This window comes from Tistlia consotensis USBA 355 (assembly GCF_900177295.1).
In the GTDB taxonomy this organism is placed as follows: domain Bacteria; phylum Pseudomonadota; class Alphaproteobacteria; order Kiloniellales; family DSM-21159; genus Tistlia; species Tistlia consotensis.
Genome location: NZ_FWZX01000018.1, coordinates 53,757 through 80,332 on the forward strand (window position 1 = coordinate 53,757; position 26,576 = coordinate 80,332).

Genomic DNA, 26,576 nt, shown 5'->3' on the forward strand with positions numbered 1-26,576 from the left:
TTTCGACAGGCTCAAGATGAAGCGAATTGGGCGTGGCCCTCGTACGACTGCCCCCTTATTCCGCCAGCGGCACCAGGTCGGCCGGATCGAGGAACAGCGAGAGGCGCTCGCCCGGCCTCGGCGCGGCCTGCTGCGGCAGGCGCAGGCGCAGGGCGAGGCCGCTCTCGTGGCGCGCGACGCCCTGGTGGTGGGTGCCGAAGAAGCTGGCCTCCTCCAGGGTGGCCGCGCCGGCCGCCAGGCGGCCCGCGCCCGGTTCCAGATGCAGGTGCTCGGGGCGCAGCGACAGCGCGAGCGTGCCCGCCGCCGCCGCGACCGGGAAGCGGCCGAGGGCGGTCTCGACGCCGGCGTCCGCGGCACGCGCCTCCAGGATGTTGTTCTCGCCCATGAAGCGGGCGGAGAAGCGGGTGCGGGGCCTGAGGTAGACGCGCTCGGGCGTGCCGCGGTCCTCGATCCGGCCCCGGTTCATCACGACGATCTCGTCGGCGATCGCCATCGCCTCCTCCTGGTCGTGGGTGACGTGCACGAAGGTCGTGCCGACCCGGCGCTGGATCGCCTTCAGCTCCTCCTGCATCTGGCGCCGCAGGCCGAGGTCGAGGGCGCCGAGCGGCTCGTCGAGCAGCAGCACGCTGGGCTCGACGACCAGGGCACGGGCCAGCGCGATGCGCTGGCGCTGGCCGCCCGAGAGCTCGTGGGGCTTGCGCCGCGCCGTGTCGGCGAGGCCGACCAGCTCGAGCGCCGCGGTCACCCGCCGCGCCCGCTCCGCGCCACCGACGCGGCGCATCCTGAGGCCGAAGCCGACGTTGGCCTCGATCGTCATGTGCGGGAAGAGCGCGTAGTCCTGGAAGACCGTCGTAGTCGGGCGGCGCGCCGGCGGCAGGGCGGTGACCTCCCTACCCTCGATCAGCACCTGGCCGGCGCTCGGCGTCAGGAAGCCGCCGAGCAGGTTGAGCAGCGTCGTCTTGCCGCCGCCGGAGGGGCCGAGCAGCACCAGGTAGGCGCCGGGCTCGACCGGGAGCGAGACCGACTCGACCGCGGTGACCGCGCCGAAGCGCATGGTGACCGCGCGGAACTCCACGGCGGGCGGGACCGGCAGGGTCATCTGCGCTTCCTTCCGAAGACGACGAGCTCGAGCAGCAGGACCAGGGCGACCGAGATCAGGAAGACGAAGCTGCCGACGGCGTTGGTCTTCGGGTTCAGGCCGCTGCGCAGCATCGACCAGATCTCGACCGGCAGGGTGACGTCGAAGCGGCTGGTCAGGAAGGCGATCAGGAACTCGTCCCAGCTGAAGGTGAAGGACAGGAAGAAGCAGGCGAAGAGCGCCGGCCAGAGCAGCGGCACGGTGACCAGCAGCAGGACCTGGTGCTCGGCGGCGCCGAGGTCGCGGGCGGCGCGCTCGATCTGCGCCTGGTGGCCGCCCATCTGGCTGTACAGGATGGCGAAGCAGAGCGGCAGGTTGATCACCACGTGGCCGATGCCGACGGTCCAGAGCGAGCGCGGCACGCCGAGGCTGTTGAAGGTGATCAGCAGGCCCATGGCGATGATCAGGTAGCTGACGGTCAGCGGCGCGGTCAGCAGCAGCTGCAGGCCCCGGGCGCCGGGCAGGCGGTGGCGCGCCAGGCCGTAGGCCGCGAGAAAGCCGAGCAGCAGCGAGACCGCCGAGGCGCCGAGCGCGACCAGCAGCGAGTGGCCGAGCGCGGCCATCACCCGCGGGTCGTCGAAGACCGCGCCGTACCAGCGCAGCGAGGGGCCGTCGAAGGGCGGCACCGGCAGCCGCGAGTCCTGGAAGGAGAAGAGCACCAGGACCAGCACCGGCAGGAGGATGAAGCCGTAGAGCAGCGCCGCGTAGGCGCCGGCGGCCAGGCTGCCCGGGCTCGGCAAGGCGCTCCGCAAGGCCCTCGGCATCACACCCGCTCCAGCTTCAGCCAGCGCGCGCAGGCGAGATAGACCAGGGTGACCAGGGCCATGAGGACCATGGCCAGGGCCGAGGCCATCGGAAAGTCCGAGCGCCGGGCGATCTGCAGCATGATCGTCTGGGGCAGCAGCAGCTCCCTGTTACCGCCGAGGATCTGCGGCGTGATGTAGTCGCCGATGCAGAGCACGAAGGTCAGGAAGGCACCGACCATGATGCCCGGCAGGGTCAGCGGCAGGATCACGTGCAGGAAGGTCCGGACCGGGCCGGCGCCCAGGTCCTGGGCCGCCCGGCGGTAGTTGCGCGGCAGCTGCGACAGGTTGGCGTAGATCGTCAGGGTCAGCAGCATGACGAAGAAGTGGACGAAACCGATCACCGTGCCGGCCCGGCTGTTGGCCAGCGAGACCGGCCCGTCGACGAGGCCCAGGTCCTGCAGCGCCGTCGACAGCAGGCCGCCCTCCGAGAGCACCAGCAGCCAGGAGTAGGAGCGCACGACGTAGGAGGTCCAGAAGGGCAGGACGGCCAGCGCCAGGCCGATCCGCTGCCAGCGCGGCGGCACCTTCTCGGCCAGGATCCAGGCCAGCGGGTAGGCGAAGAGGATCGAGAGCAGCGTGACGGTGACCGTCACCTCGATCGAGTTGAGCAGGCTCTCCAGGAAGAAGGACTTGGCCAGGAAGGCCCGGTAGTTGGCCAGGCTGAGCTCGGTGACGAGGCGCATGCCGAGGCGCTGCCACAGGCTGTAGAGCGCCATGACGGCGAGCGGCAGCAGGAAGAAGGCGAGCGTCCAGACGAGGCCCGGCAGCACGAAGCCCCAGCCGCGCAGGCGCCCGCAGAGGGTGCGGGGGGCGTCAGGCATGACCAGCCGGCTCCCCTCCTCCGTCGTCATCCCGGAAGCCGCTCTGCCCGGCAGCTCTGCTGCCGCCGGCGAAGCGAGCTGTCCGGGATCCAGGGGCGACGAGCCGGAGCGGTACGGCCCTGGATCCCGGGCTGCAAGGCTCGCAAGCCGAAGGCCCTTGCGGGCCTTCGGGCTCGCCTGGCCCCCGGGATGACGGGGAAAGGAGGACCACCTCCACGCCCCCGCCCCCTCAGTGCTGCAGGAACTCGGTCCAGACGTCGAGCATCTTGGCGTCGAGTGCTGCGTCCGGGATGAAGTAGCGGTAGGAGCGGGCCAGGAAGTCCGGCTGCTCGTCCCAGCGCAGGGTCGCCTTCTGGGCGTCGCTCAGCACCGCGCCGGCCTTGCGGTTCGCCGGCATGCCCCAGAAGCAGGAGGAGGTGGCGAGGCGCGCCTGGCCCTCGGGGCTCATGATGTACTTCACGAACGCCAGGGCGAGCTGCTGCTTCTTCGAGCTCTGGAAGACGCCGATCGACTGCGCCCAGAGGATGCCGCCCTGCTTGGGCAGCACCCAGGTCAGGTCGGGGTTGTCGGCCTCCATGACCGCGACGGCCCACTCGCCGCCGCCGAGCAGGATGTCGGCCTCGCCGGTCGCCAGCGCGGTGGTCGAGGACACGACCTCGCCGACCATGGCGGCGTTGTCCTTCAGCTTGAACAGCGCCTCGCGGATCTTCGGCAGGGTCTTCTCCGAGATCTCGTCCGGCTTCATGCCGAGCTCGAGCGCGACCAGGTCCATCAGCGGGATGTAGTAGTCGTAGACCGCGATCCGGCCCTTGTACCTGTCGCCCCAGAGCGTCGTCAGGTCGCGCATGTCGGCCGGGTCGACCTTGGCCTTGTTGTAGCCGACGACGTTGTAGCCGAACTTCTCCATGACCGCGTAGCGCTTGCCGTCGTGCACCGTGACGTCGTCCATGCGGACCTGCGGGAAGACGTCGTCGAGCGGCAGCTGGTCGTCGGGCAGCGGCGCCAGCAGCCCGGCCTCGACGACCCGCGGCACGTCGACCCCGTCGACCACGAAGACGTCCCAGTCGCCGGGCTGCGACTGGTCGACCAGGGCCAGCGCGGTGCCGGTGCCCTCGTACTCCTTGAGGTTGACCTTGACGTCGTGGGCCTTCTCGAAGGGCTCGATCAGCGCCGGGTCGGTGTGGTCGCACCAGACCAGGGCGTTGAGCTCCTCGGTCGCCGCCGCCGGGCCCGGCCGCAGCGCCAAGACGGCGAGCGCCGCCGCGGCCAGGGCCGGCCGCAGGCCGGTGGGGGATTCCGATCGCACCTTACTCGACATGGTTCTCTCCCTGCTGTCAGCTTCGCAAAGCCTCGTCCCGCCAGTGTTTCTGCCGGCGGCACCCGGCCGCCGGGCGCTCTCTTGCGGAGCCCTCGCGCCTCGTCAATAATCGAAGCGACTTCAAACTTTAGAATGACAAAAAATTTGAAGTCAATTCAGTTTATGGAGGAGCGGGCGTGAGCGGTCTCAGGGAGAAGCAGAAGGCCGAGCGGCAGCGCCGGCTGGTGCGGGCGGCGGCGGCGCATTTCCGCGAGGCCGGCTTCGAGAAGACCCGGATCGAGGAGATCGCGGCGACCGCCGAGCTGTCGGCCGGCACGGTCTACAACTACTACCGCCACAAGGGCGAGCTGCTGATCGCCGTGGTCGCGATGGAGGTCCACGAGGTCCTCGCCGCGGGCGAGCCGCTGGTCCAGCACCCGCCCGAAACGGCCGAGAGCGCGATCAACGCCCTGATCGACACCTACCTGGACCACGCCCTGGTCTATCTCTCCAAGGACAACTGGCGCCATGCCATGGCCGCGGCCATCGCCCAGCCCGACGCCGTGCTGGCCCGGCGCTACACCGAGCTGGACGCGCGCCTCGCCGACCAGGTCCGCCGCCTGCTCGATTCGCTGCAGCAGCGCGGCGCGGTGCGTGCCGACCTGGACACCATCGCCTTCGGCAAGATGATCTTCAACAACACCAACCAGCTGTTCACCGAGTACGTGAAGGAGGAGGGCCAGGAGCTGGCCGAGCTGAAGGCCGGCCTGCGGGCCCAGCACGCCGCGCTCTGCCGGCTGATCGCCTGAGGCCGGCGGCTGGCCCGCGGCCGAGGCCAGCTTCGCTTCGCTTTCCTTCGGCCGCCGACCCGCGCGCCGCTGCGCGCAGCGCCGCCCACCGCTCGCCGCTCGCCGAAAAAAAAGGGCCGTGCGCGAGGCACGGCCCAAGTTTAGGGAGGAAACGCCCTTAGAGACGTACGGCAGAACAGCAGCGGACAGTGCCATTCATGCCGCACTGCAAAATATGATCCCTGACGAGCGGTTTGGCAAAGGGAAAATGCATCGCCAGCAGATCCATATGGTTAGGGCCGGATCCGAAGGTCGGCTCCGAGGCGGGCCCGGCAATCTCTGCCGCACTGCAGCATCGCGCTTGCGGGAGAACCGCCGCGCCGGGCCCGAGCCGCGCGAAACCGCACTAAACTGCGACTAAACCGGCCGCCACGGCTGGCACGGCACTTGCGTCGGAGGGGGCAGGTACCGACCAGGAGGCCGTCACCCGTGTTCCGTTCCGCGTTTCCCGCATTGCTGTCCGCCTGCCTCGCCATCGCGCTGCTGCTGCCCCCCGCCGCCCCGGCGGCGGCCGCCGACTCCGTGGATAACTGGGACATCTGCGCCCGCCACATCGAGGCCGCCGAATCGATTCTCTCGCTGCCGCCGAAGCTGCTGACCGCGATCTCGCTGGCCGAATCGGGCCGCTACAACGAGCAGCGCTCGGCAACTCTTGCCTGGCCCTGGACGGTCATGGCCGAGGGCCGCGGGCGATATCTGCCGAGCCGTGCCGCGGCCATCGCCGAGGTCAAGCGCCTGAAGGCGCGCGGCGTGACCAACATCGACGTCGGCTGCATGCAGATCAACCTGCACTTCCACGGCGACGCCTTCGACAACATCGATCAGGCCTTCGACCCGGCCTTCAACGTCGCCTATGCCGCCAAGTACCTGATGGACCTGCGCGACGAGACCAATTCCTGGATCCGCGCCGTCGCCCGCTACCACTCGGCGACACCGGTCTACGCCAACAGCTACCGCGCCAAGGTGATGGTGCTGTGGCGCGAGGCCCGCAACGAGGCCTACCGCGCCCAGCTCGCCGAGCTGCAGGCGGCGCGCGGCCGGCTGAACTGAGCGGCCGCCGCCCCTACCCGCCCCCGGCGCCGCTGCTGAGCGCCCGGATGAACTGCGAGAAGAGCTCGCCCTGGGAGTTGATGCCGAGCTTGGCGTAGATGTTCTTGCGGTGGATCCGCACGGTGCCGGGCGAGATGCCGAGGATCTTGCCGATCGCCTCGGAGGAGTGGCCCTTCAGCACGTACTCGACGACGTCGCGCTCGCGCGCCGTCAGGACCGAGCGGCCGAAGGTGCGGAAGGCGTAGTCGATCGTGCGCTGGATGGTCGAGGGGCCGTCGCCCGGGTCCTCGACCGAGAAGTGGCGGTGCAGGTCGCGCCAGTGCTGGCCGGCCGCCGCCGCGACCACCGGCCAGGCCTCCTGCAGCGTCGCGAACTCGCGGGCGCTGAAGGCCGGCGTCGCGTCGGCGCGCATCAGTGAGACCACCGCCCTGACCTCGCCCGGCAGCGCCAGGAAGAAGCCGATCTCCTCGGACAGGCCGGTCTGGACGTAGTAGGAGCGGAAGTATTCGCTCTGATAGAAGCGGTCCGGCGCCAGGTCGCGCAGCCGGTAGAGCGCCGGCGCGACCTTGCGCGCGCAGGCCAGGTAGAAGGGATCCAGGAGGTAGGGCCCCTCCTGGTAGAGGTCGACGAAGACCCGCCGCTTGCCGGCCGGGAAGTTGTCGTAGAGGTCGATCGGCCGGACGTCGCCGCAGTAGGCGAACATCACCGAGTAGTCGAAGACGGCGAGACGCTTCAGGGCCGCGACCAGCTCCGCCGGGAACTGCGGCGAGCCGATCGCCGAAACGGCCCCGGCGAGCCCCTGGTTCCAGGCCGCGAGGCTCATGCCCGGCCCCCGGTCGATCGCGGCGGGCCCAAGTCTATCCCAAATGGAGTATCCATCGCGGTGTATATACAGGAAAATCCACTGTCGCCTAAGCTTAGGGTCATTCAAGGGCTATCCGTCAGAAGGGCCCTGTACCGGGAAACGCCGCGTTTGGAAGGGTAGTCCGGATGCCATCAGGGGGGGCTTCGGTCCCGGTCGTCCAGTTCCGGGACGTGACCAAGCGCTTCGGCGAGGTGGTCGCCGCCCGCGACCTCGACTTCGAGGTGCGCGCCGGCGAGTTCCTGTCGTTCCTCGGTCCCTCGGGCTGCGGCAAGACCACGACCCTCCGGATGATCGCCGGCTTCGAGCAGCCGAGCGCGGGCGAGGTCCACCTGGAGGGCCGCGTCGTCAACGGCGTGCCGGCCTACCGGCGGCCGGTCAACATGGTCTTCCAGCACTACGCCCTGTTCCCGCACCTCGACGTCGCCGGCAACGTCGCCTACGGCCTGCTGCAGCGCACGCCCAGGCCGCCGCGCGCCGAGGTCCGCCGGCGCGTCGCCGAGACCCTGGAGCTGGTCCGGCTCGGCGGCTTCGAGAAGCGCCGCAGCTGGGAGATGTCCGGCGGCCAGCAGCAGCGCGTCGCCCTCGCCCGCGCGCTGATCAACGAGCCCAAGGTGCTGCTGCTCGACGAGCCGCTGGCCGCCCTCGACCGCAAGCTGCGCCGCGACATGCAGATCGAGCTGCAGAACCTGCAGCGCCGCCTCGGCATCACCTTCGTGCTGGTCACCCACGACCAGGAGGAGGCGCTGTCGATGAGCGACCGGGTGGTCATCATGCGCGAGGGCCGGATCGTCCAGATCGGCAGCCCGCGCGCGCTCTACGACCGGCCGGCCGACCGCTACGTCGCCGACTTCGTCGGCAAATCCAACTTCTTCGAGGGCCGGGTCGAGCGGGTCGCCGACGACAGCCTGGAGATCCGCCTCGCCTCCGGCGCCCTGCTGGCGGCCGCCTGCCCCGCCCCGGCGCCCGCCGCCGGCGCCGCCGTCAGCCTGGCGGTCCGGCCCGAGCAGATGATCCTGGCGCGCGCCGCCGAGGGCCTGCCGCCCGACGCCGCGCTGACCGTCGGGGCCAGGGTGCTCAACCGCATCTTCCTCGGCGAGCACACCGAATACCTGCTGGCCAGCGAGACGCTGGGCGAGTTCCTCGCCCTGGTGCCGCGCCAGAGCGAGCTCAACGAACGCCCCTTCGAGACGGGCGAGAGCCTCCAGGCCGCCTGGAGCCGCGCCGCGGCCCTGGTCCTGGAGGAACGGTGACAGGGACAGGCTTCTAGCAGAGGAGGCGATTTCAGATGTCCAGGAACGATCCGACGATCAGCCGTCAGAAGTTCATCGACGAGCTCATGCGCTGGCGCCGCGGCTCCGTGACCCGCCGCCATTTCCTCGGAGTGACCGGCCTCGGCCTCGCGACCGCGGTGATGGCCCAGGCCGTGCCGGGCCTGAAGCCGCGCCGCGCGCTGGCCGCCGACCTCGGCGACACGCTCAACTTCACGACCTGGCCGAACTACTTCGACCCGGCCAACCTCGAGGCCTTCACCAAGCAGACCGGCGTCGCGATCAACGTCTCGGTGTTCGGCTCGAACGAGGAGATGCTGGCCAAGCTCCAGGCCGGCGGCACCGGCTGGGACGTCTTCGTGCCGACCAACTACACGATCTCGACCTACAAGAAGCTCGACCTGATCGACCCGCTCGACCTCAAGCGCCTGCCGAACTACGACCCTTCCAGCCAGGACCAGCGCTTCGTCAAGCCGGGCACGATCGACGGCACGGTCTACGCCGTGCCGAAGGACTGGGGCACCACCGGCTACGTCGTCAACACCGCCAAGGTGAAGGGCGAGATGACGAGCTGGAAGCAGTTCTGGGACCGCACCCGCGACGACCTCTCGGGGCGGGTCATGGTCCACGACTACCAGCTGACGACGATCGGCAACGCCCTCAAGTACTTCGGCTACTCCTTCAACTCGATCGACCCGAAGGAGCTGGCCGACGCCGAGAAGCTGCTGCTCGACGCCAAGCCGCACCTCTTCGCGATCAACTCGGACTACCAGCCGGCGATGCGCGCCGGCGACGCCTGGATGTCGGTCTGCTGGACCGGCGACGGCGAGCAGCTGCACCGCGACATGCCGGAGATGGCCTACGTCATCGGCCGGGAGGGCGGCGAGATCTGGACCGACTTCTACGCGATCCCGAAGTCGGCGCCGCACAAGGCCGCAGCCTACGCCTTCATCGACTACATCCTGACCCCGGAGGTCAACGCCCGCGAGGTGCTGGCCCACGGCTATCCGAGCACCGACGCCCGGACCAACAAGCTGCTGCCGGCGAAGGTCCTGGACGACCCGATCCTCTATCCGGCCCAGGAGCTGCTGACCAACCTCGAGTTCGGCGCCGCGGCGACCCTGACCGACCCGAACCGCGCCGAGCTGATGGCGCGCTTCAAGTCGGCCTGAGCGGCAAGCTCGACCGGCAAGGGACGGCAGGGGCATGACGGCGGCAGCCGGAACCAGGGACGAGGGCCGCGGCGGCGGCAGGGCGACGACCGCCCTGCTGCTGGCCCCGGCCTCGGCCTTCTTCCTGCTGCTGCTGCTCCTGCCGCTCGCCGTCGTCATCGTCTACAGCTTCGGCGAGCGCGCGCCCGCCGGCGGCTACCTGCCGGCCTTCAGCTTCGACAACTACCTGAACCTGGCGGCGCGCGGGCAGGCCTTCCTCAACACCCTGACCCTGGCGCCGCTCGGCACGCTGCTCTGCGCCCTGGTCGCCTACCCCCTCGCCTACTTCCTGGCGGTCAGGGCGAGTCCCAGGATCCGCACCCTGCTGCTGGTGCTGGTCATCGTGCCCTTCTGGGCCAGCCAGCTGCTGCGCATCTATGCCTGGCTGCTGATCCTGGGCTCCAAGGGCATCCCGGCCCTGCTGTCGCTGGTCGGCATCGAGGACCTGCTGCTGGTCAACACCCGCTTCGCGGTGCTGGTCGGCATGGTCTACGGCTACCTGCCGCTGATGATCTTCCCGATCTACGTCAGCCTGGAGAAGCTCGACAAGCGGCTGCTCGAGGCCTCCTCGGACCTCGGCGCCCGGCCCTGGCGGACCTTCCTGCAGGTCACCCTGCCGATGTCCCTGGAGGGCGTCGCGACCGGCTCGCTGCTGGTCTTCATCCTGCTGATGGGCGAGTTCATCATCCCGGCGCTGCTCGGCGGCGGGAAGGTCTTCTTCATCGGCAACGCCCTGGTCGACCTGTTCCTGCAGTCGCGCAACTGGCCCTACGGCGCCGCCGTCTCGATCGCGCTGATCGCGATCATGCTGGCCAGCATCGTGACCTACATGCGCTTCGTGCTCGGCAAGCGCGGCCAGCGCCCGAACGCCTTCATGTGAGCGGCCCCATGCGCTGGTACGCCCTGGCCATCTACGTCTTCCTCTACCTGCCGATCGTGCTGATCGTCTTCTTCAGCTTCAATTCCGGGCGCTACGCCATGGACTGGCAGGGCTTCTCCTTCCAGTGGTACGGCCGGGCCTTCGCCAACCGCTTCGCCATGCAGGCGCTGGCGACCAGCCTGGAGGTCGGGCTCTGGACCGCGGCGCTCTCGACCGTCATCGGCACGCTGACCGCGATCGGCCTGGAGCGCACCCGCGGCTGGCCGCGCCGCCTGTTCGACGGGCTGATCTACGTCGCCATCATGGTGCCGGGCGTGGTCATCGGCATCGCCACGCTGATCGCCTTCGTGACGCTGTTCGGCGCGCTCAACCCCCTGCTGGCGCACCTCTTCGGCCCGGACGGGCCGCAGCTCGCCATGGGCCGGGCGACGGTGGTCGGCGCCCACGTGCTGTTCAACCTGGCCGTGGTCACGCTGATCGTGCGCGCCCGCCTCGCCGGCCTGGACCGCAGCCTGATCGAGGCCTCCGAGGACCTCTATGCGACGCCGCTCGGCACCTTCCGCCAGGTCGTGCTGCCGCTGCTCACGCCGGCGATCCTGGCCGGCTTCCTGCTCAGCTTCACCTTCAGCTTCGAGGACTTCATCATCGCCTTCTTCGTGGCCGGGCCGAACAACACCCTGCCGATCTACATCTTCTCCTCGATCCGCCGCGGCATCACGCCGGAGATCAACGCCATCGGCACGGTCGTGCTGATCGTGTCGCTGACCCTGCTGATCACCGCGCAGTTCCTGCTGCGCTCGCGGGACCGGGCCGTCGCCGGCAAAGGATAGGAAATCCATGATCCTGGAGGGTCGTGTCGCCGTCGTCACCGGCGCGGGCTCCGGCATCGGCCGCGGCAGCGCCGAGATCCTGGCGCGCGAGGGGGCCGTGGTCGTCGCCTCCGACCGCGACGGCGCGGCGGCGGAAGAGACCGCCCGGCGCATCCGCGCCGCGGGCGGCAGCGCGCGGGCCGTCACCTGCGACGTCACCGACGACGAGGCCCTGGCCTGCTTGATCAGCTCGGCGGTGCGCGCCCACGGCCGCCTGGACATCCTGCACTCCCACGCCGGCATCCAGGTCGAGGGCACGCTGGAGCAGGTCGAGCCGGCCGGCATGGACGCCTCCTGGCGGCTCAACGTGCGCGCTCACTTCATGGCGGCGCGCCTCGCCGTGCGCCAGATGAAGCGCCAGGGCGGCGGCTCGATCGTGATCACCTCCTCGAACTCCGGCGTGCTCTACGACCGCGAGATGATCGCCTACGCGACGACCAAGCACGCCGTCGTCGCCATGGCCCGGCAGGCGGCGCTCGACTACGCGCGCCACAAGGTACGGATCAACGCCCTCTGCCCCGGCTGGGTCGACACGCCCTTCAACGAGCCCTTCATGCGCCAGATGGGCGGCCGCGAGGCCCTGGAGCGCTACGTCAGCGAGAAGATCCCGATGGGCCGCTGGGCGACGGTCGAGGAGATCGCCGAGGCCGTGCTGTTCCTGGCCTCCGACCGCTCCTCCTTCATGACCGGCCAGGCCCTGGTGATCGACGGCGGCGAGTGCCTGGGCTGAACGGTCAGGCGGTCCCGGGGCCGGCCAGGGCGCGGAAGCGCGCCAGGTAGGCCTGCTTGGCCTCGGCCGCCGGCGCCGGCGCCAGGCGGATCGCCAGGATCGTCTTCGCGACGGCGCCGCGCGGCTTGCCGAAGTAGGTGCGCGCCTCGGCCTCGGCGAAGCCGGCGAGCTGGGTCGCCTCCAGGTAGGCCGAGGCGATGTCGGCGCGCTTGATCGCCTCGGTCACGCCGGCCGGCAGCTCTCCGGGCAGGCCGAAGCGGATGTGGATCGCCGAGAGCAGGCGCAGCTCGAAGGCCTTGTAGTCGATGCCGACCGCCGCCTTGAAGGGCGAGATCAGGTCGCCGACGACGTATTCCGGGGCATCGTGGAGCAGCGCCGCCAGCCGCCAGCGCGGCGGCCAGCCCGGCATGATCAGGCCCGCCAGGCGCTCGACCAGCAGGCAGTGCTCGGCGACGCTGAAGGCGCAGGCGCCGCTGGTCTGGCCGTTCCAGCGGGCGACCCGCGACAGGCCGTGGGCGATGTCCTCGATCTCGATGTCGAGCGGCGAGGGATTGAGCAGATCGAGCCGGCGTCCCGACAGCATGCGCTGCCAGGCCCGGGCGGCGGCCTGTGCCATGGCGGCTCCGTCGGTCCCATGCGGAAGCGCGCGAGCATAGAGGCGGCGGCAGGGAACTCAAGGCGCGGCGTGCCGCCGCCGGCCGGGGCACTCACGGAGCGCGCCCGGAGAAATCACGCGGCATTCACGCCACTGCCCTAAATCTCCGCTTCATGAAGCGACGGCGGGAGGGGTTCCGACCGTTGCATGACGGGAAGCGGCCGCCGGAAACGGCCAGGAGGATTGCGGTGCCCATGACCTACCAGCGGCGGGAGAGTTTTCCCGCCGGCACGACCGAGGAGCATATCGTCCAGGAGCAGCGGCGGCGCCTCGCCGACGGCGCGACGGTCAGCGCCTACAGCGGCAGCGAAGAGACCGGCTGGTCACTGATCGCGACCTGGGACCTGTTCCGCGACCACGAACGCCAGGGCCCGCGCGGCCCCGGCGCCACCGTGACCCCACTCCACGCCGCCCGCAGCGGACACTAGCCCGCGGGACCCGCGCGCGCGACAGGTCGCCGTGCCACCGGAAGTCCGCCTTGCCGGTCTCGTGGTTGCAGGCCCGCTCCCGGGCGTCGCTTTGCCGCGACGGCCGGCGTGAGGATCGCTAGGCTCGGCCCATGGCCTTCTCGTTCCGCCAGCTGCAGTACTTCATCGCGGTCGCCGAGAGCGGCACGATATCCGGCGCCGCGCAGCAGCTCTCGGTCTCGCAGTCGACCATCACCGAGGCGCTGCAGGACCTGGAGGCCGAGCTCGGCGCCAGGCTGCTGGAGCGCCACCCGCGCGGCATGGCGCTGTCGCACCGCGGCCATCAGTTCCTGCGCCACGCCCGGCGCATCCTGGCCGAGGTGCAGAGCGCCCGGACCCTGTTCTCGGGCGGCGCCGAGGCGATCCGCGGCACGCTCAACCTCGGCGTCACCTCGATCGTCGCCGGCTACGTCATCTCCGACCTGCTGGCGCGCTACCGCCGCGCCTATCCCGAGATCGCGGTCTCGGCGATCGAGGACACCAGCGAGTACCTGGAGCACCTGCTGCTCAACGGCGAACTCGACCTGATCGTCGCGGTGCTGGCCGGCCTCGGCGAGCCCTCGGCCTTCGATTCGACGGTGATCGAGCGCTCCGGCTTCCGGGTCTGGCTGCCCGGCGGCCACGCCTTCGGGCGCCTCGCCGCGGTCGGCCGCGACCGCATCGCCGGGGAGAGCCACATCCAGCTCGCCGCCGACGAGGTGCGCGCCGCCCACGACAGCCTGTGGCGCGGCCGGCCCGGGCGGCCGAAGATCGTGTTCCGCACCCGCTCGGTAGAGGCGGTGCGCAGCCTGGTCGCGACCGGCGCCGGGATCGCCGTGCTGCCCGACCTGATCTACCGGCCCTGGTCGCTGGACGGCGATCGCATCGAGGCCGTCGCCCTGGAGGAGCCGCTGCCGACCCTCGAGGTCGGCCTCGCCTGGCGCCGCGGCTCCAGCCTCTCGGCCTCGACCCAGGCCTTCATCGAGCTCGCCGGGGAGAAGAGCGCAGCGGCGTGAGGCGGGCCGATGGCGCTTGTGGCAGACGCCTTTTGCGCTTCGTGGTTCGACAGGCTCACCACGAAGCATGCAGGCTCCATCAAATCAATGACACAAAGCGTAGCGGCCCCGGCGAACATCGCGCCAAAATTTCGGAAAAGCCGATATCGACTATCTGATTAAGGGAATTGTGGCTGTCCGGGCGCCCGCTCATAGTTCCCGACGGGGAGACAGCGTTTTCACGCCAAGCGGGAGGCTCAGCAATGAAGCAGTTCGTGGTTCTGACGGCCGCCGCGGCGCTCGCCGGCGCGACCGTGCTGCCGGCGTTCGCCCCGACGGCGCTGGGGGCCGAGATGAAGAGCGAGATCGGCAAGCCCGAGGGCCAGGTCGCGATCGTCGCCTGGCCCGGCTACATTGAGCGCGGCGAGACCGACCCGGCCTACGACTGGGTCACCGACTTCGAGAAGCAGACCGGCTGCAAGGTCGAGGTCAAGACCGCCAACACCTCCGACGAGATGGTCGCGCTGATGAACGAGGGCGGCTTCGACCTGGTCACGGCCTCGGGCGACGCCTCGCTGCGCATGGTCGCCGGCCATCGCGTCCAGCCGATCAACACCGCCCTGATCCCGAGCTGGAGCAAGGTCGACCCGCGCCTGCAGAGCGCGCCCTGGCATACGCTCGACGGCGTGCACTACGGCGTGCCCTACCAGTGGGGCTCCAACGTGCTGATGTACAACACCAAGACCTTCCCGACGCCGCCCGACAGCTGGAAGGTGGTGTTCGAGGAGATGACCCTGCCCGACGGCAAGTCGAACAAGGGCCGGGTCCAGGCCTTCGATGGCCCGATCTACATCGCCGACGCCGCGCTCTACCTGAAGGCCCACAAGCCGGAGCTCGGCATCAAGGATCCCTACGCGCTGAGCCAGGACCAGTACGACGCGGCGCTCGAGCTGCTGCGCCAGCAGCGCGCCCTGGTCGGCCGCTACTGGCACGACGCCTTCGTGCAGATCGACGACTTCACCAACGAGGGCGTGGTCGCCTCCTCGTCCTGGCCGTTCCAGGTCAACCTCCTGAAGTCGCAGAAGCAGCCGATCGACAGCGTGATCCCGAGCGAGGGCGCCACGGGCTGGGCCGACACCACGATGATGCACGCCGACGCCCCCCATCCGAACTGCGCCTACCTCTGGATGGAGCACTCCCTGCAGCCGAAGCTGCAGGGCGACCTCGCGGCCTGGTTCGGCTCGGTGCCGGTCGTGCTCGACGCCTGCAAGGGCAACGCGCTGCTCGGCGACGAGGGCTGCCAGACCAACGGGCTCGACAACTTCGAGAGGATCTCCTTCTGGCGCACGCCGGTCTCGAAGTGCGAGCAGGGCGCCTGCGTGCCCTACTACCGCTGGGTCACCGACTACATCGCGATCCTCGGCGGCCGCTGAGTCGCGCGACGCCGGCCGCCGGCAGGAGTCCCCCTGCCGGCGCCCCCCCTTCCGACCGCTTCGCACCGCCGGGATGCCATGGTCGCCGCCGTCCACCTCGTCCGCACCTCGCGCCGCTTCGGCGCGACCCTGGCGCTCGACGCCATCGAGCTGGAGATCGCCGAGGGCGAGTTCTTCGGGCTGCTCGGGCCGTCGGGCTCCGGCAAGACGACCTGCCTCAGGCTGATCGCCGGCTTCGACCACCCGACCTCGGGCCACGTCGAGATCTTCGGGCAGCGCTGCGAGGACCTGCCGCCCTATCGCCGTCCGGTCTCGACGGTGTTCCAGGACTACGCCCTGTTCCCGCACATGACCGTGCTCGACAACGTCGCCTACGGCCTGATGGTGCGCGGCATCGGCAAGGCCGAGCGCTACACGGCGGCGCGCGAGGCCCTGGCGCTGGTCAAGCTGGCCGGCTTCGACGCGCGCCGGCCCTCGGAGCTGTCCGGCGGCCAGCGCCAGCGCGTCGCGCTGGCCCGCTCGCTGGTCACGCGGCCAAAGGTGCTGCTGCTCGACGAGCCGCTCGGAGCCCTCGACCTCAAGCTGCGCGAGGAGATGCAGGTCGAGCTGAAGGCGCTGCAGAAGCGCCTCGGCATCACCTTCGTCTTCGTCACCCACGACCAGGGCGAGGCGCTGTCGATGAGCGACCGCATCGCCGTCTTCGACCACGGCAGGGTCATGCAGGTCGGCAGCCCCGAGGCGATCTACGAGCGCCCGGAGGTGCCCTTCGTCGCCGACTTCGTCGGCGGCTCCAACCTGATCGACGGCGCCGGGCTCGGCCACGCCGGCGTCGAGCCCGGCCGCTACAGCCTGAGGCCCGAGAAGATCGTCCTGGGCCGGCCGGCCGGCGACGGGGCCGGCGACGGGGCCGCCGACGGAGCCATACGGGCGGAGGGCCGCATCAAGGCGATCCTCTACCAGGGCGGCCAGCACCGGGTGACCGTCGCGCTGCCGGCCATCGAGCTCACGGTCCTGGTGCCGGCCGCCGAGGCACGCGGCCTGACGGTCGGCGAGACCCTGCCGGTCAGCTGGCGGCCCGAGGACATGCACCGCATGACGGGGGCCGCCTGATGGTCCCGGGAGCGACCGCCGCCTCGGCCCTGGCGGGCGCGCGCGAGCCGGGCTTCTGGACCCGGCTCTCCGACCTGCTCTACCGGCGCGGCGGACTGGTGCTGGCGCTGCTGCTCGGCCCGCCGCTGCTGTGGATCGGCGTGATCTACCTCGGCTCGCTCTTCGCGCTGCTGCTGCAGTCGTTCTTCTCGATCGACGAGTTCAGCGGGATGGTGAAGTACCAGCTGACGCTCAAGACCTACGGCGAGCTGCTCAACCAGGCCAACCTCGACATCATCCTGCGCACCGTCGTGATGGCGGCCCTGGTCACCCTGGTCGGCGGCTGCATCGCCTTCCCGATCGCCTACTTCGCGGCGCGCTACGCCCGCGGCCGGGTCAAGGCCGGCTTCTACATCGCGGTCATGCTGCCGCTCTGGTCGAGCTATCTGGTCCGGGTCTACGCCTGGAAGCTGATCCTGGCCAAGGAGGGGGCGCTGACCTGGGGCATCGACAGGGTCGGCCTGACGCCGCTGCTCGACGCCCTGCTCAGCCTGCCGGTGATCGGCGGGCCGTCGCTGTCGTTCAGCTACATGGGCACCTTCCTGGTCTTCCTCTACCTCTGGCTGCCCTTCATGATCCTGCCGACCCAGGCGGCGCTGGAGCGCGTGCCGGCCTCGATGATCGAGGCGGCCGGCGATCTCGGCGCCCGGCCGGGCCAGGCCTTCCGCACGGTGATCCTGCCGCTCGCCCTGCCCGGGGTCGTCGCCGGCTCGATCTTCACCTTCTCGCTGACGCTGGGCGACTACATCACGCCGCAGATCGTCGGCACCTCGCGGCTGTTCATCGGCCAGGCCGTCTACATCCACCAGGGCACCGCCGGGAACATCCCGCTGGCCGCCGCCTTCTCGGTCGTGCCGATCCTGGTCATGGCGGTCTACCTGACGATCGCCAGGAAGCTGGGGGCCTTCGATGCGCTCTGATGGAGCAAAGGCGGGCCTCGGCCTGAAGCTGGCCGCCGCCGGCGGCCTCGCGTTCCTGCACCTGCCGCTGCTGATGATCCTGCTCTACGCCTTCACCACGGAGGAGAAGAGCTATCAGTTCCCGCCGCCCGGCCTGACCCTCAAGTGGTTCGCCGTGGCCTGGGCGCGCGACGACATCTGGGCGGCGCTGTCGATCTCGGTGCAGATCGGCCTGGTCTCGACGGCGGTCGCCCTGCTGCTCGGCACGCTGGCCGCCGCGGCGGTGGCGCGGCGCCGCTTCTTCGGGCGCGAGACCATCTCGCTCCTCATCATCCTGCCGATCGCCCTGCCCGGCATCGTCACCGGCATCGCGCTGCGCTCGGCCTACAGCCTGGCCGACATTCCCTTCTCCTTCTGGACCATCGTGCTGGGCCACGCGACCTTCTGCGTCGTCGTGGTCTACAACAACGCGGTCGCGCGCCTGCGCCGGACCTCGCCCTTCCTGATCGAGGCCTCGATGGACCTGGGCGCCAACGGCTTCCAGACCCTGCGCCACGTGCTGCTGCCGAACCTCGGCACGGCGCTGCTCGCCGGCGGCATGCTGGCCTTCGCGCTGTCCTTCGACGAGGTCATCGTCACGACCTTCACGGCCGGCCAGCAGACCACCCTGCCGATCTGGATGCTGAGCGAGCTGGTGCGGCCGCGCCAGCGGCCGGTGACCAACGTGGTCGCGGTCTTCGTCATCGCCGTGACCTTCCTGCCGATCCTGGTCGCCTACTACCTGACCCGCGACGGCGAGCAGGTCGGCGGCGCCGGCAAGTAGCGAGTCCCCGAGAAACGGCAGAGCGAGGAGCCGAGGAGACGACGATGTCCTCTCAGATCACCGAGACGAAGATGCTGGTCGGCGGCGCGTTCCTCGACGGCAGCGAGCAGGCCGAGACCGTGCTGAACCCGCGCAGCGGCGCGACCCTGATCGAGCTGCCCGAGGCCGCGCCCGAGCAGATCGACGCCGCGGTCGCCGCGGCCCGCGCGGCCTTCGAGGGCTGGCGGCTGTCGACGCCGGGCCAGCGCGCCGGCCTGCTGCTGGCGCTGGCCGACGCGATCGAGGCGAATGCCGAGGAGTACGCCCGGCTGGAGGCGCTGAACTGCGGCAAGCCCTACCATGCCGTGCTGGCCGACGAGATCCCGGCGGTGGTCGACGTCTTCCGCTTCTTCGCCGGTGCGGCGCGCTGCCTGCCGGGCAGCGCTGCCGGCGAGTACCTGCCGGGCCACACCTCGATGATCCGGCGCGACCCGATCGGCGTCGTCGCCTCGATCGCGCCCTGGAACTACCCGCTGATGATGGCCGCCTGGAAGCTCGGCCCGGCGCTGGCCGCCGGCAACGCCGTGATCATCAAGCCCTCGGAGCAGACGCCGCTGACCAGCCTGCTGTTGGCCCGGCACGCCGCGGAGATTTTCCCGAAGGGCGTGCTCAACGTGGTGGTCGGGCGCGGCGAGACGGTCGGCAACCACCTGATCAGCCACGACGGCGTCGACATGGTGTCGCTGACCGGCGACATCGCGACCGGCAAGAAAATCCTGGCCGCCGCCGCGCGCACCGTGAAGCGCACCCACCTGGAGCTCGGCGGCAAGGCGCCGGTCATCGTCTTCGACGACGCCGACCTGGAGGCCGTGGTCGAGGGCGTGCGCACCTTCGGCTACTACAACGCCGGCCAGGACTGCACCGCCGCCTGCCGGATCTACGCCGGCCCGAAGATCTACGACCGCCTCGTCGCCGACCTCACCTCGGCAGTCGCCTCGATCCGCTACGACCGCCCCGACGACTCGGAGAACGAGATCGGCCCCCTGATCTCCGAGCGCCAGCGCAGCCGGGTCGCCAGCTTCGTGCAGCGCGCCGCCGAGCTGAACCACGTCGAGGTCACGACCGGCGGCGAGAGTGCCCCCGGCGGCGGCTTCTACTACCGGCCGACGGTCGTCGCCGGTGCCCTGCAGGAGGACGAGATCGTGCGCCGGGAGGTCTTCGGCCCCGTCGTCTCGGTAACGCCCTTCAAGGAGGCCGAGGAGGCGGTCGCCTGGGCCAACGACTCGAACTACGGCCTGGCCTCCTCGGTCTGGACCCGCGACGTCGGCCGCGCCATGGCGACGGCGGCGCGCCTGCAGTACGGCTGCACCTGGGTCAACTGCCACTTCATGCTGGCCAACGAGATGCCGCACGGCGGCGTCAAGCAGTCGGGCTACGGCAAGGACCTGTCGCTCTACGCCCTGGAGGACTACAGCGCCGTCCGCCATGTCATGGTCAAGTTCGGATAGCGGACGCCGGGCACTCCCGGGGGCGAGGCGCGGCGAGGCCGCGGGGACTCGCCGGCCGAACAATCCGTGTCCCAACGGCAGCAGCGAGACTTGATGTCGAGGATTCGCCGGCTTCACCAAATCGTCACATTCAGACACCCAGTCACCACAGCCAACGGCGAGGTTCGGACGTCGTTCTGTTCAGGCCTGTACTACTGAGACGAGACGAGGAGTCTGGATGGAAGCGGGAAAACGTAGCACAGAAAGAATCCAATTTAACCCTTAGAATTATCTCCCGGCCTGCTAACCTTTGATCGTCAGGTTCGGAGCCCGCGACGGCGAGCGTCGAACCGCACCCTGATCGGGAGCCCTCCGGCTTCCGCGCATCCTTTCGGATCGGCTGGTTCCGCGCTGCCGCGGACCGGCGACGCGCGGTCCCGATCGTCGAGGCCGGCCTGGGTCCGGCCCGCCCCAGAATCGGCCCGCAGCCCGATGACGCGTCGTCTCAGAGCGACGCTGCCGCTGCGCCGTCCGATCGTCCCGGAGCGGCGCCGACCGAGCCAGCCTGCCACTGCCCCCCGCCCCGCGCGCCGCCCGGCCGCGGGCCCATGACGAAAAAGGAGCCGGGACGAATGACCTCCGACACGATGCGCCGCGACGAGATCGAGCGCCTGGAGAACGCGGAACTGACCGCCGTGACCCAGGACTACGGCCGGGACCCCCTGGCCAAGCGCGAGACCGGCCACTACCGCGCCGAGTACGTGAAGACCTTCGTCGAGAAGTGGGACGAGCTGATCGACTGGGACGCGCGCGCGGCCGGCGAGGGCGACTTCTTCATCGACATCCTGCGCTCGCGCGGCAAGCAGAAGGTGCTGGACGTCGCCTGCGGCACCGGCTTCCACTCGGTGCGCCTGACCGAGGCCGGCTTCGACGTCACCTCGGTCGACGGCAACGCGGCGATGCTGGCCAAGGCCTTCGAGAACGCCAGGAAACGCAGCCTGATCCTGAAGACCACCCAGGCCGACTGGCGCTGGCTCAACCGGGACATCCAGGGCAAGGCCGACGCGATCGTCTGCCTGGGCAACTCCTTCACCCACCTGTTCGAGGAGATGGACCGGCGCCGGGCGCTCGCCGAGTTCTACGCCGCGCTCAAGCACGACGGCCTGCTGATCATCGACCAGCGCAACTACGACGCCATCCTCGACCACGGCTTCACGACGACGCACAAGTACTACTACTGCGGCCGCCGGGTGAGTGCCGAACCGGAATACTTCGACGACGGCCTGATCCGCTTCAAGTACTCCTTTCCCGACGACTCGTCCTACACCCTGAACATGTTCCCGTTGCGCAAGAACTACCTGCGCCGCCTGCTGCGCGAGGCCGGCTTCGAGCGGGTCCACACCTACGGCGACTTCGAGGAGGACTTCCAGGACCACGAGCCCGACTTCCTGATCCATGTCGCCGAGAAGTCGGTGGTCCGCCAGGTCCAGGTCCGTGCGCCGCAGGCCGAGACCGGCGGGGCCGGCTCCGAGATCCGCGAGCAGACCCGCGCGGTCGCCGAGGACTACTACGACAGCGATGACGCAGACGCCTTCTACCACCGCATCTGGGGCGGCGAGGACATCCACATCGGCCTCTACGAGGAGACCGACCGGATCAAGGAGGCGAGCCGGCGGACCATCGAGGCCATGGCCGGACGGCTCGAGGGCCTGGGCCGCGAGAGCCGGGTGCTCGACATCGGTGCCGGCTACGGCGGCGCGGCGCGGCTGCTGGCCAGGACCCACGGCTGCGAGGTCTCCTGCCTCAACGTCAGCGAGACCCAGAACGACACCAACCGCTACCTCAACCGCCGCCAGAAGCTGAACGACCAGGTGACGGTGGTGCACGGCACCTTCGAGGACATTCCCGAGCGGGACGGCTCCTTCGACGTCGTCTGGTCGCAGGACGCGATCCTGCACAGCGGCGACCGCGAGAAGGTCTTCCAGGAGGCCCTGCGGGTGCTGAAGCCCGGCGGCTCCTTCATCTTCACCGACCCGATGCAGGCCGACGACTGCCCCGAGGGCGTGCTGCAGCCGGTCTACGACCGCATCCACCTGGAGAGCCTGGGCTCCTTCGGCTCCTACCGCGAGACCGCCGAGAAGCTGGGCTTCGAGACGGTCGAGCTGGTCGAGCTGACCGGCAACCTGAGGACCCACTACGCCCGGGTCGGCGAGGAGCTGAAGGCGAACTACGAGGAGCTGGCCGGGCTCTCCAGCAGGAGCTACCTCGACCGCATGCTGGTCGGCCTCGACAACTGGGTGAAGGCCGCCGACCAGGGCTGGCTGGCCTGGGGCATCCTGCACTTCCGCAAGCCCGCGCGGAACTGACCTGAAGAGACGCTTCCTCTGGGAGAAGCAGGCCGGGCGCGGAGGGGAGACCGCGCCCGGCGTTTTCCTGCCTGGCAGCCCCGGCCCCGCGGCCCGCCACCAGCCGACCGCGATTGACAGCCCGGCCGGTGCAACCGATGCTCTTCCCGGCCGGTTCGCCGCACGGGCGCTCCGGCCCGTCGTTCCTTGCTCGAGAACGTGGAGACCGGGGACATGCGGGAGGGCGCGCGCCACGCCGAAGGGCTGCCGGAGGCCGCCGCCGTCGCCGTCGGGGGGCGGATCGGCGCGCTCGCGGAGCGTCTGTCCCGCGGCCTGGTCGGCCGGACGCCGCTGGTCCAGCGCCTGCTGATCGGCCTGCTGTCCGGCGGTCACCTGCTGGTCGAGGGCGCGCCGGGACTGGCCAAGACCCGCGCCGTCAAGCTGCTGTCCCAGGGCATCGACGCCTCCTTCTCGCGCATCCAGTGCACGCCCGACCTGATGCCGGCCGACCTGACCGGCACGCCGGTCTTCCGGCCCGACCGCGGCAGCTTCGAGTTCGTGCGCGGCCCCGTGTTCCACTCCCTGGTCCTGGTCGACGAGATCAACCGGGCGCCGCCCAAGGTGCAGTCGGCCCTGCTCGAGGCCATGGCCGAGGGCCAGGTCACGGCCGGCGGCACCACCTATCCGCTGCCCGATCCCTTCATGGTCGTCGCGACGCAGAACCCGATCGAGCAGGAGGGCACCTTCCCGCTGCCCGAGGCCCAGCTCGACCGCTTCCTGCTGCATGTCGTGCTGGAGCTGCCCGACGCGGTCGAGGAGCGCGAGATCCTGGACCTCGTCGAGCGCGAAACCATCGACCCGGCCCTGCCGCAGAGCGACCGCCTCGACCTTGCGGCGCTGCGCGAGGCGCGTACGGCCGCCCTGCAGGTCCACCTCGCGCCGGCGCTCAAGGACTACATCGTGCGCCTGGTCACGGCGACGCGCGATCCCTCGATCGCGCCCGAGCTGCAGGCCGCCGTCGAGCACCCGGTCTCGCCGCGCGGCACCCTGGCCCTGGCGGCGGCGGCCAAGGTCCGGGCCTACCTCGCGGGACGCGACTACGCGCTGCCCGAGGACGTCGCCGAGCTGGCGACCGACGCGCTGGCCCACCGCCTCGTGCTGACCTGGCGCGCCGCCGCCGACGGCGAGACGCCGCGGCGCCTGATCGACCGGCTCTGCGACCGGGTGCAGCCGCTGTGAGGCGCCCGTCGCCGGCGCGCCGGCCCGGAGCCGGGCGATGGATCCCCTGAGCGCGCCCGGCGTCGCCGCCGACACCGAGAGCCTGCTGAAGCTGCGCCACGTCGTGCGCAACATCCCGGAGCGCCATCTCGCGCCGACGGGGCTGCCCGGCGGCTTCGTCACGCGCCGCCGCGGCCGCGGCCTCGAGACCGTGGACGTCCGGACCTTCGCCTTCGGCGACGACATCCGCCACCTCGACCGCAATACGACGGCCCGGACCGGAGAACCGCACGTGCGGACCTTCCGCGACGAGCGCGACCGCTCCGGCCTGCTGCTCGCCGACTTCCGGCCCTCGATGCTGTGGGGCACGCGCCGGGCGCTGCGCTCGGTCGCCGCCGCCGAGGCCCTGGCCATGACCGGCTGGCGGATCGTCGATGCGGGCGGCCGCGTCGGCCTGCTCGCCTTCGGCTCGGGCGAGCCGCTGTTCGTGCCGCCGCGCGGGCGGACCCGCGGCATGGTCGACGTCGTCGGCGGCCTCGCGGCCGCCCACCGCAGGGCCCTCGAAGCCGCGGCCGCAGGGCCGGACGCAGAGGAGCCGCCGCTGGAGGAAGCCCTGGAGCTCGCCGCCCGGCTGGGGCGGAGCGGCGGCTTCCTGGTGCTCGGCTCCGGGCTCGACCGGCCGGGCCGGAACTTCGACGCGATGGCGTGCGCCCTCGACCGCCGCACCGCCCTGACCATCCTGCTGATCACCGACCGCTTCGAGCGGAGCCCGCCGGACGGCTCCTACCCCTTCACCACCGGCGGCGCGGTGCGCTGGGCCTCCTGCCGGGCCGGCCGGCGCCCCAAGGTCACGGACGTGAGGCTGGAACGGATGGCGCGCGCCGGCATCCGCACCGTCGCCGTCGACGCGAGCGTGCCGCCCGAGGCAATGGCCGAGCAACTGGACTTCTTCGATGGTGGACGTCGCTGACCGGCTCGCCCGCCTGCACGGGCTCCGGCTGCCCGCGCTGGACACCGGGGCCGTGCTGGCCGACGTCGCGGCGGCCTTCGCGGCCGGCCTCCTCCTCGCCATCCTCGTCGTGCTGCTGGCGCGCGCCTTCCTGCGGCCGGCCGATTCGCCGCGCCGCCGCCTCCTCGCGGACCTGGCCGGCAGCCGGACCCTGCCCCGGGAAGAGCGCCTGCTCGCCCAGGCCCGGTTGCTCCGCCGGCTGGCCGCCGAGATCGAGGAGGGGGAGCCGGTGCGCGCCGAGGACTGGCCGGGACTGCTCGACCAGCGGCTCGGCACGGACTTCTTCACCGCCGGCGCCGGCGCCCGCCTCCGCGAGGCGCTCTACCGGCGCGACGCCGCGCTCGACCCCGAGTCGATCGACCGGGAGCTGACCCGGCTGCTGCGCCGGACGAGGCTCCGGCCATGACCTGGGGCCTCGCCGCGCCGCTCGCCCTGCTGCTGCTGCCCCTGCCCCTGCTCGCGCACCGCCTGCTGCCGCCGGCGGGCGGAAGCGGCGGCGCGCTGCTGGTGCCGAGCGCGATCGGCGAGGGCCTCGAGGCGCGGACCTCAGCGCAGGGAACGGTACGGGGCGCGGCGGCGCGCCGGCTGGTCCCCGGCCTGCTCTGGCTCTGCCTCGTCGTCGCGCTGGCCGGCCCCCGGGTCGTCGCGCCGGCACCGGCGCTGCCGGCCAGCGGCCGCGACATCGTGCTGGCCCTCGATCTCTCCGGCAGCATGGAGCAGAGCGACTTCCGGCTGGACGGCGCGCCCGTGAGCCGTCTCGCAGCGGTCAAGCGCGTCGCCGAACGGTTCGTGCGCGGCCGCGGCGGCGACCGCGTCGGCCTGGTCATCTTCGGCGAGACCGCGTTCTTCGCGGTACCGCCGACCTTCGATACGGAAGCCGTGGCCCAGGGCATCGAGGCCGCGACCGTCGGCATCGCCGGGCGCTCGACGGCGATCAGCGACGGCCTGGGGCTCGCGCTCAAGCGGCTCGCCCGCTCGGACGCCGCCTCCCGCGTGGTCGTCCTGCTCTCCGACGGCTCCAACACCTCGGGCAGTGTCGACCCGCGCGACGCGGCCGGCCTCGCCGCCGAGCTGGGTGTCCGGATCTACACCATCGCCCTCGGGCCGCAAGCCCTGGACGACCCGGGCCGCCCGGGCGACGCCGTCGACGTGCGGACCCTGAAGGCGATCGCCGAGGCGAGCGGCGGCACCGCCTTCCGGGTCCGGACCAGTGCCGACCTCCAGGCCGTGGCAGGCACGATCGACGCCCTGGAGCCGAGCCTGCGGAACGCCCCTCCGACCCTGGTCTACCGGGCGCTCTGGACCTACCCGGCGGGCCTCGCCTTCCTGCTCGCCCTCGGCATCCTGCTGGAGCGCGTGGCGATCCGGCTGCCGCGGCTCGCCTCCGGCTTCCGGGCCCGGCCCGCCCGCAGACGCTGGAGGCGGGCATGATCGAGCTCGGCGGCATCGCGCTGCTGCGGCCCGCCTGGCTCCTCGCCCTGCCGGCCGTCGCCCTGCTGGCGCTGCTCTCGGCGCGCCGCGCCGGGCTGCTCGGCGGCTGGGACCGGGCGGTCGATCCGGCCCTGATGGCGGCCCTGCGCCGGCTCGGCCGCGTCGTTCCCGGCCGCGGCGGCCACGACTGGCTGCCGGCCGTCGCCGCGGCGCTGATCGCCCTGGCGCTGTCCGGCCCGGCCCGCGAGACCCGCGACGCGCCGGCCTTCCGCAATCTCGACGGGATCGTCCTGGTCCTCGACCTGTCGCGCTCGGTCGCCGAGAGCGGCTACCTGCCGGAGGCGCTGGCCGCCGCGCGCCTGGTCGCCGAGCGCAGCGGCGCCCGCCCGCTGGCGCTCGTCGTCTATGCCGGGGACGCCTACCTCGCCAGCGCCTTCACGACCGATGCCGAGGCGCTCGGGACGACCATCGCGGTGCTCGACGGCGCGACGGTGCCGGACGCCGGCAGCCGGCCCGACCGCGCCCTGGCCCTGGCCGGCCGGACGCTGCGGCAGGCGGACATCGTCGCCGGCGACGTCGTCCTGGTGACCGATGGCGGCGGCCTGGACGAAGCCGCCCGGCAGGAGGTCGGCAAGATCGTCGCGGCCGGCGGCCGGGTCTCGACCCTCTTCGTGCCGCCCGCCCCCGACCCGGCCGGCGGGCCGCTCCCGGACCGCCGGCAGCTGGACGCCCTGGCCGCGCTCGGCGAGGGCCTCGGCGGCTCGGTCGACCACCCGCTCGAGCTCGCCGAGGCGCTCGGCGGGGAGCAGGCCTCGCGGATCGCGCAAAACGATCTCTCGGCGCTGTTCTGGCGCGACTGGGGCCGCTACCTGCTGCTGGCCGCGCTGCTGCCGGCCCTCGCGCTGTTCCGGCGGAGGGCCTGAC

The 26,576-nt window shown here is 71.2% G+C and carries 26 protein-coding genes; 20 read left to right on the forward strand and 6 right to left on the reverse strand.

Annotated features, from left to right (window positions below):
- Positions 1 to 55: 55 nt before the first annotated feature.
- From B9O00_RS19655 to B9O00_RS19670, 4 genes are all read right to left on the reverse strand, one after another.
- Complete coding sequence (locus B9O00_RS19655; protein WP_085124425.1) at positions 56 to 1,099, reverse strand: ABC transporter ATP-binding protein; 1,044 nt, start codon at positions 1,097 to 1,099, stop codon at positions 56 to 58.
- Positions 1,096 to 1,902 carry an ABC transporter permease gene (locus B9O00_RS19660; protein WP_085124426.1) on the reverse strand — a complete coding sequence of 269 codons (807 nt, stop codon included), beginning with the start codon at positions 1,900 to 1,902 and terminating at the stop codon, positions 1,096 to 1,098. Before B9O00_RS19660 ends, B9O00_RS19655 begins: the two co-directional genes overlap by 4 nt.
- Complete coding sequence (locus B9O00_RS19665) at positions 1,902 to 2,765, reverse strand: ABC transporter permease (protein ID WP_085124499.1); 864 nt, start codon at positions 2,763 to 2,765, stop codon at positions 1,902 to 1,904. Before B9O00_RS19665 ends, B9O00_RS19660 begins: the two co-directional genes overlap by 1 nt.
- Positions 2,766 to 2,994: 229 nt before the next feature.
- On the reverse strand, positions 2,995 to 4,083 hold the full coding sequence (locus B9O00_RS19670) for an ABC transporter substrate-binding protein (protein ID WP_085124427.1): 1,089 nt from the start codon (positions 4,081 to 4,083) through the stop codon (positions 2,995 to 2,997).
- Positions 4,084 to 4,259: 176 nt separating this feature from the next.
- Here B9O00_RS19670 and B9O00_RS19675 point away from each other — a divergent pair, with 176 nt between their 5' ends.
- Together B9O00_RS19675 and B9O00_RS19680 are read left to right on the forward strand one after the other, a co-directional pair.
- Entirely contained in the window at positions 4,260 to 4,871 is a 612-nt protein-coding gene (locus B9O00_RS19675; RefSeq protein ID WP_085124429.1) for a TetR/AcrR family transcriptional regulator, read from the forward strand.
- A gap of 468 nt (positions 4,872 to 5,339) precedes the next feature.
- Positions 5,340 to 5,960, forward strand: a complete 621-nt coding sequence (locus B9O00_RS19680) for a transglycosylase SLT domain-containing protein (RefSeq protein WP_218822898.1) — start codon at positions 5,340 to 5,342, stop codon at positions 5,958 to 5,960.
- 13 nt (positions 5,961 to 5,973) lie between these two features.
- On the opposite strand, the gene B9O00_RS19685 is transcribed toward B9O00_RS19680, so the two are convergent.
- Complete coding sequence (locus tag B9O00_RS19685) at positions 5,974 to 6,783, reverse strand: helix-turn-helix transcriptional regulator (RefSeq protein ID WP_085124433.1); 810 nt, start codon at positions 6,781 to 6,783, stop codon at positions 5,974 to 5,976.
- Positions 6,784 to 6,950: 167 nt separating this feature from the next.
- Here B9O00_RS19685 and B9O00_RS19690 point away from each other — a divergent pair, with 167 nt between their 5' ends.
- Genes B9O00_RS19690 through B9O00_RS19710 form a run of 5 tightly spaced genes read left to right on the forward strand, consistent with a single transcriptional unit; the run spans position 6,951 to position 11,783 of the window.
- Entirely contained in the window at positions 6,951 to 8,075 is a 1,125-nt protein-coding gene (locus B9O00_RS19690; protein ID WP_085124435.1) for an ABC transporter ATP-binding protein, read from the forward strand.
- A 35-nt stretch (positions 8,076 to 8,110) separates the two neighbouring features.
- Positions 8,111 to 9,265, forward strand: coding sequence for an ABC transporter substrate-binding protein (locus tag B9O00_RS19695; protein WP_085124437.1), 1,155 nt, complete (start codon positions 8,111 to 8,113; stop codon positions 9,263 to 9,265).
- A gap of 34 nt (positions 9,266 to 9,299) precedes the next feature.
- A complete protein-coding gene (locus tag B9O00_RS19700) occupies positions 9,300 to 10,184 on the forward strand; it encodes an ABC transporter permease (protein WP_085124438.1) in 885 nt (294 codons plus the stop codon).
- An 8-nt stretch (positions 10,185 to 10,192) separates the two neighbouring features.
- Positions 10,193 to 11,014, forward strand: a complete 822-nt coding sequence (locus B9O00_RS19705; RefSeq protein ID WP_085124440.1) for an ABC transporter permease — start codon at positions 10,193 to 10,195, stop codon at positions 11,012 to 11,014.
- Between the two features lie 7 nt (positions 11,015 to 11,021).
- Positions 11,022 to 11,783 (forward strand): SDR family NAD(P)-dependent oxidoreductase, encoded by a 762-nt coding sequence (locus tag B9O00_RS19710; protein WP_085124442.1) that lies wholly within the window; start codon positions 11,022 to 11,024, stop codon positions 11,781 to 11,783.
- A gap of 4 nt (positions 11,784 to 11,787) precedes the next feature.
- On the opposite strand, the gene B9O00_RS19715 is transcribed toward B9O00_RS19710, so the two are convergent.
- On the reverse strand, positions 11,788 to 12,399 hold the full coding sequence (locus tag B9O00_RS19715; protein WP_085124444.1) for an HD domain-containing protein: 612 nt from the start codon (positions 12,397 to 12,399) through the stop codon (positions 11,788 to 11,790).
- 233 nt (positions 12,400 to 12,632) lie between these two features.
- Between B9O00_RS19715 and B9O00_RS19720 the strand changes: the two genes are divergently transcribed.
- From B9O00_RS19720 to B9O00_RS19780, 13 genes are all read left to right on the forward strand, one after another.
- Positions 12,633 to 12,866, forward strand: coding sequence for a hypothetical protein (locus B9O00_RS19720; RefSeq protein WP_085124445.1), 234 nt, complete (start codon positions 12,633 to 12,635; stop codon positions 12,864 to 12,866).
- Positions 12,867 to 12,997: 131 nt separating this feature from the next.
- Positions 12,998 to 13,900: a LysR substrate-binding domain-containing protein gene (locus tag B9O00_RS19725; RefSeq protein WP_085124446.1), complete on the forward strand. Its 903-nt coding sequence runs from the start codon at positions 12,998 to 13,000 to the stop codon at positions 13,898 to 13,900.
- 242 nt (positions 13,901 to 14,142) lie between these two features.
- On the forward strand, positions 14,143 to 15,312 hold the full coding sequence (locus B9O00_RS19730; protein ID WP_085124447.1) for an ABC transporter substrate-binding protein: 1,170 nt from the start codon (positions 14,143 to 14,145) through the stop codon (positions 15,310 to 15,312).
- A 78-nt stretch (positions 15,313 to 15,390) separates the two neighbouring features.
- A complete protein-coding gene (locus B9O00_RS19735; protein WP_085124448.1) occupies positions 15,391 to 16,422 on the forward strand; it encodes an ABC transporter ATP-binding protein in 1,032 nt (343 codons plus the stop codon).
- Complete coding sequence (locus tag B9O00_RS19740; protein WP_085124449.1) at positions 16,422 to 17,381, forward strand: ABC transporter permease; 960 nt, start codon at positions 16,422 to 16,424, stop codon at positions 17,379 to 17,381. The genes B9O00_RS19735 and B9O00_RS19740 overlap by 1 nt, the downstream gene beginning before the upstream one ends.
- A complete protein-coding gene (locus B9O00_RS19745; RefSeq protein ID WP_085124450.1) occupies positions 17,371 to 18,183 on the forward strand; it encodes an ABC transporter permease in 813 nt (270 codons plus the stop codon). Before B9O00_RS19740 ends, B9O00_RS19745 begins: the two co-directional genes overlap by 11 nt.
- A 44-nt stretch (positions 18,184 to 18,227) precedes the next feature.
- Positions 18,228 to 19,670 carry a gamma-aminobutyraldehyde dehydrogenase gene (locus tag B9O00_RS19750; protein ID WP_085124451.1) on the forward strand — a complete coding sequence of 481 codons (1,443 nt, stop codon included), beginning with the start codon at positions 18,228 to 18,230 and terminating at the stop codon, positions 19,668 to 19,670.
- Between the two features lie 611 nt (positions 19,671 to 20,281).
- Positions 20,282 to 22,015, forward strand: coding sequence for a glycine/sarcosine N-methyltransferase (locus B9O00_RS19755; RefSeq protein WP_085124452.1), 1,734 nt, complete (start codon positions 20,282 to 20,284; stop codon positions 22,013 to 22,015).
- Between the two features lie 213 nt (positions 22,016 to 22,228).
- Positions 22,229 to 23,233 carry an AAA family ATPase gene (locus B9O00_RS19760; protein ID WP_085124453.1) on the forward strand — a complete coding sequence of 335 codons (1,005 nt, stop codon included), beginning with the start codon at positions 22,229 to 22,231 and terminating at the stop codon, positions 23,231 to 23,233.
- A 37-nt stretch (positions 23,234 to 23,270) separates the two neighbouring features.
- A complete protein-coding gene (locus tag B9O00_RS19765) occupies positions 23,271 to 24,182 on the forward strand; it encodes a DUF58 domain-containing protein (RefSeq protein ID WP_085124454.1) in 912 nt (303 codons plus the stop codon).
- A complete protein-coding gene (locus tag B9O00_RS19770) occupies positions 24,166 to 24,627 on the forward strand; it encodes a DUF4381 family protein (protein ID WP_085124455.1) in 462 nt (153 codons plus the stop codon). Before B9O00_RS19765 ends, B9O00_RS19770 begins: the two co-directional genes overlap by 17 nt.
- Positions 24,624 to 25,652 (forward strand): VWA domain-containing protein, encoded by a 1,029-nt coding sequence (locus tag B9O00_RS19775; RefSeq protein ID WP_085124456.1) that lies wholly within the window; start codon positions 24,624 to 24,626, stop codon positions 25,650 to 25,652. Before B9O00_RS19770 ends, B9O00_RS19775 begins: the two co-directional genes overlap by 4 nt.
- Entirely contained in the window at positions 25,649 to 26,575 is a 927-nt protein-coding gene (locus tag B9O00_RS19780) for a VWA domain-containing protein (protein WP_085124457.1), read from the forward strand. Before B9O00_RS19775 ends, B9O00_RS19780 begins: the two co-directional genes overlap by 4 nt.
- Position 26,576 lies beyond the last annotated feature (1 nt).

What these genes read in the sequence shown, in the direction of transcription:
- B9O00_RS19755 (WP_085124452.1), top strand. Translation starts at nt 20,282, where the DNA reads ATGACCTCCGACACGATGCGCCGCGACGAGATCGAGCGCCTGGAGAAC.
- B9O00_RS19700 (WP_085124438.1), top strand. Translation starts at nt 9,300, where the DNA reads ATGACGGCGGCAGCCGGAACCAGGGACGAGGGCCGCGGCGGCGGCAGG.
- B9O00_RS19720 (WP_085124445.1), top strand. Translation starts at nt 12,633, where the DNA reads ATGACCTACCAGCGGCGGGAGAGTTTTCCCGCCGGCACGACCGAGGAG.
- B9O00_RS19705 (WP_085124440.1), top strand. Translation starts at nt 10,193, where the DNA reads ATGCGCTGGTACGCCCTGGCCATCTACGTCTTCCTCTACCTGCCGATC.
- B9O00_RS19710 (WP_085124442.1), top strand. Translation starts at nt 11,022, where the DNA reads ATGATCCTGGAGGGTCGTGTCGCCGTCGTCACCGGCGCGGGCTCCGGC.
- B9O00_RS19690 (WP_085124435.1), top strand. Translation starts at nt 6,951, where the DNA reads ATGCCATCAGGGGGGGCTTCGGTCCCGGTCGTCCAGTTCCGGGACGTG.
- B9O00_RS19740 (WP_085124449.1), top strand. Translation starts at nt 16,422, where the DNA reads ATGGTCCCGGGAGCGACCGCCGCCTCGGCCCTGGCGGGCGCGCGCGAG.
- B9O00_RS19735 (WP_085124448.1), top strand. Translation starts at nt 15,391, where the DNA reads ATGGTCGCCGCCGTCCACCTCGTCCGCACCTCGCGCCGCTTCGGCGCG.
- B9O00_RS19730 (WP_085124447.1), top strand. Translation starts at nt 14,143, where the DNA reads ATGAAGCAGTTCGTGGTTCTGACGGCCGCCGCGGCGCTCGCCGGCGCG.
- B9O00_RS19780 (WP_085124457.1), top strand. Translation starts at nt 25,649, where the DNA reads ATGATCGAGCTCGGCGGCATCGCGCTGCTGCGGCCCGCCTGGCTCCTC.
- B9O00_RS19695 (WP_085124437.1), top strand. Translation starts at nt 8,111, where the DNA reads ATGTCCAGGAACGATCCGACGATCAGCCGTCAGAAGTTCATCGACGAG.
- B9O00_RS19685 (WP_085124433.1), bottom strand. Translation starts at nt 6,783, where the DNA reads ATGAGCCTCGCGGCCTGGAACCAGGGGCTCGCCGGGGCCGTTTCGGCG.
- B9O00_RS19665 (WP_085124499.1), bottom strand. Translation starts at nt 2,765, where the DNA reads ATGCCTGACGCCCCCCGCACCCTCTGCGGGCGCCTGCGCGGCTGGGGC.
- B9O00_RS19760 (WP_085124453.1), top strand. Translation starts at nt 22,229, where the DNA reads ATGCGGGAGGGCGCGCGCCACGCCGAAGGGCTGCCGGAGGCCGCCGCC.
- B9O00_RS19670 (WP_085124427.1), bottom strand. Translation starts at nt 4,083, where the DNA reads ATGTCGAGTAAGGTGCGATCGGAATCCCCCACCGGCCTGCGGCCGGCC.
- B9O00_RS19750 (WP_085124451.1), top strand. Translation starts at nt 18,228, where the DNA reads ATGTCCTCTCAGATCACCGAGACGAAGATGCTGGTCGGCGGCGCGTTC.
- B9O00_RS19725 (WP_085124446.1), top strand. Translation starts at nt 12,998, where the DNA reads ATGGCCTTCTCGTTCCGCCAGCTGCAGTACTTCATCGCGGTCGCCGAG.
- B9O00_RS19715 (WP_085124444.1), bottom strand. Translation starts at nt 12,399, where the DNA reads ATGGCACAGGCCGCCGCCCGGGCCTGGCAGCGCATGCTGTCGGGACGC.
- B9O00_RS19765 (WP_085124454.1), top strand. Translation starts at nt 23,271, where the DNA reads ATGGATCCCCTGAGCGCGCCCGGCGTCGCCGCCGACACCGAGAGCCTG.
- B9O00_RS19745 (WP_085124450.1), top strand. Translation starts at nt 17,371, where the DNA reads ATGCGCTCTGATGGAGCAAAGGCGGGCCTCGGCCTGAAGCTGGCCGCC.
- B9O00_RS19770 (WP_085124455.1), top strand. Translation starts at nt 24,166, where the DNA reads ATGGTGGACGTCGCTGACCGGCTCGCCCGCCTGCACGGGCTCCGGCTG.
- B9O00_RS19655 (WP_085124425.1), bottom strand. Translation starts at nt 1,099, where the DNA reads ATGACCCTGCCGGTCCCGCCCGCCGTGGAGTTCCGCGCGGTCACCATG.
- B9O00_RS19660 (WP_085124426.1), bottom strand. Translation starts at nt 1,902, where the DNA reads ATGCCGAGGGCCTTGCGGAGCGCCTTGCCGAGCCCGGGCAGCCTGGCC.
- B9O00_RS19775 (WP_085124456.1), top strand. Translation starts at nt 24,624, where the DNA reads ATGACCTGGGGCCTCGCCGCGCCGCTCGCCCTGCTGCTGCTGCCCCTG.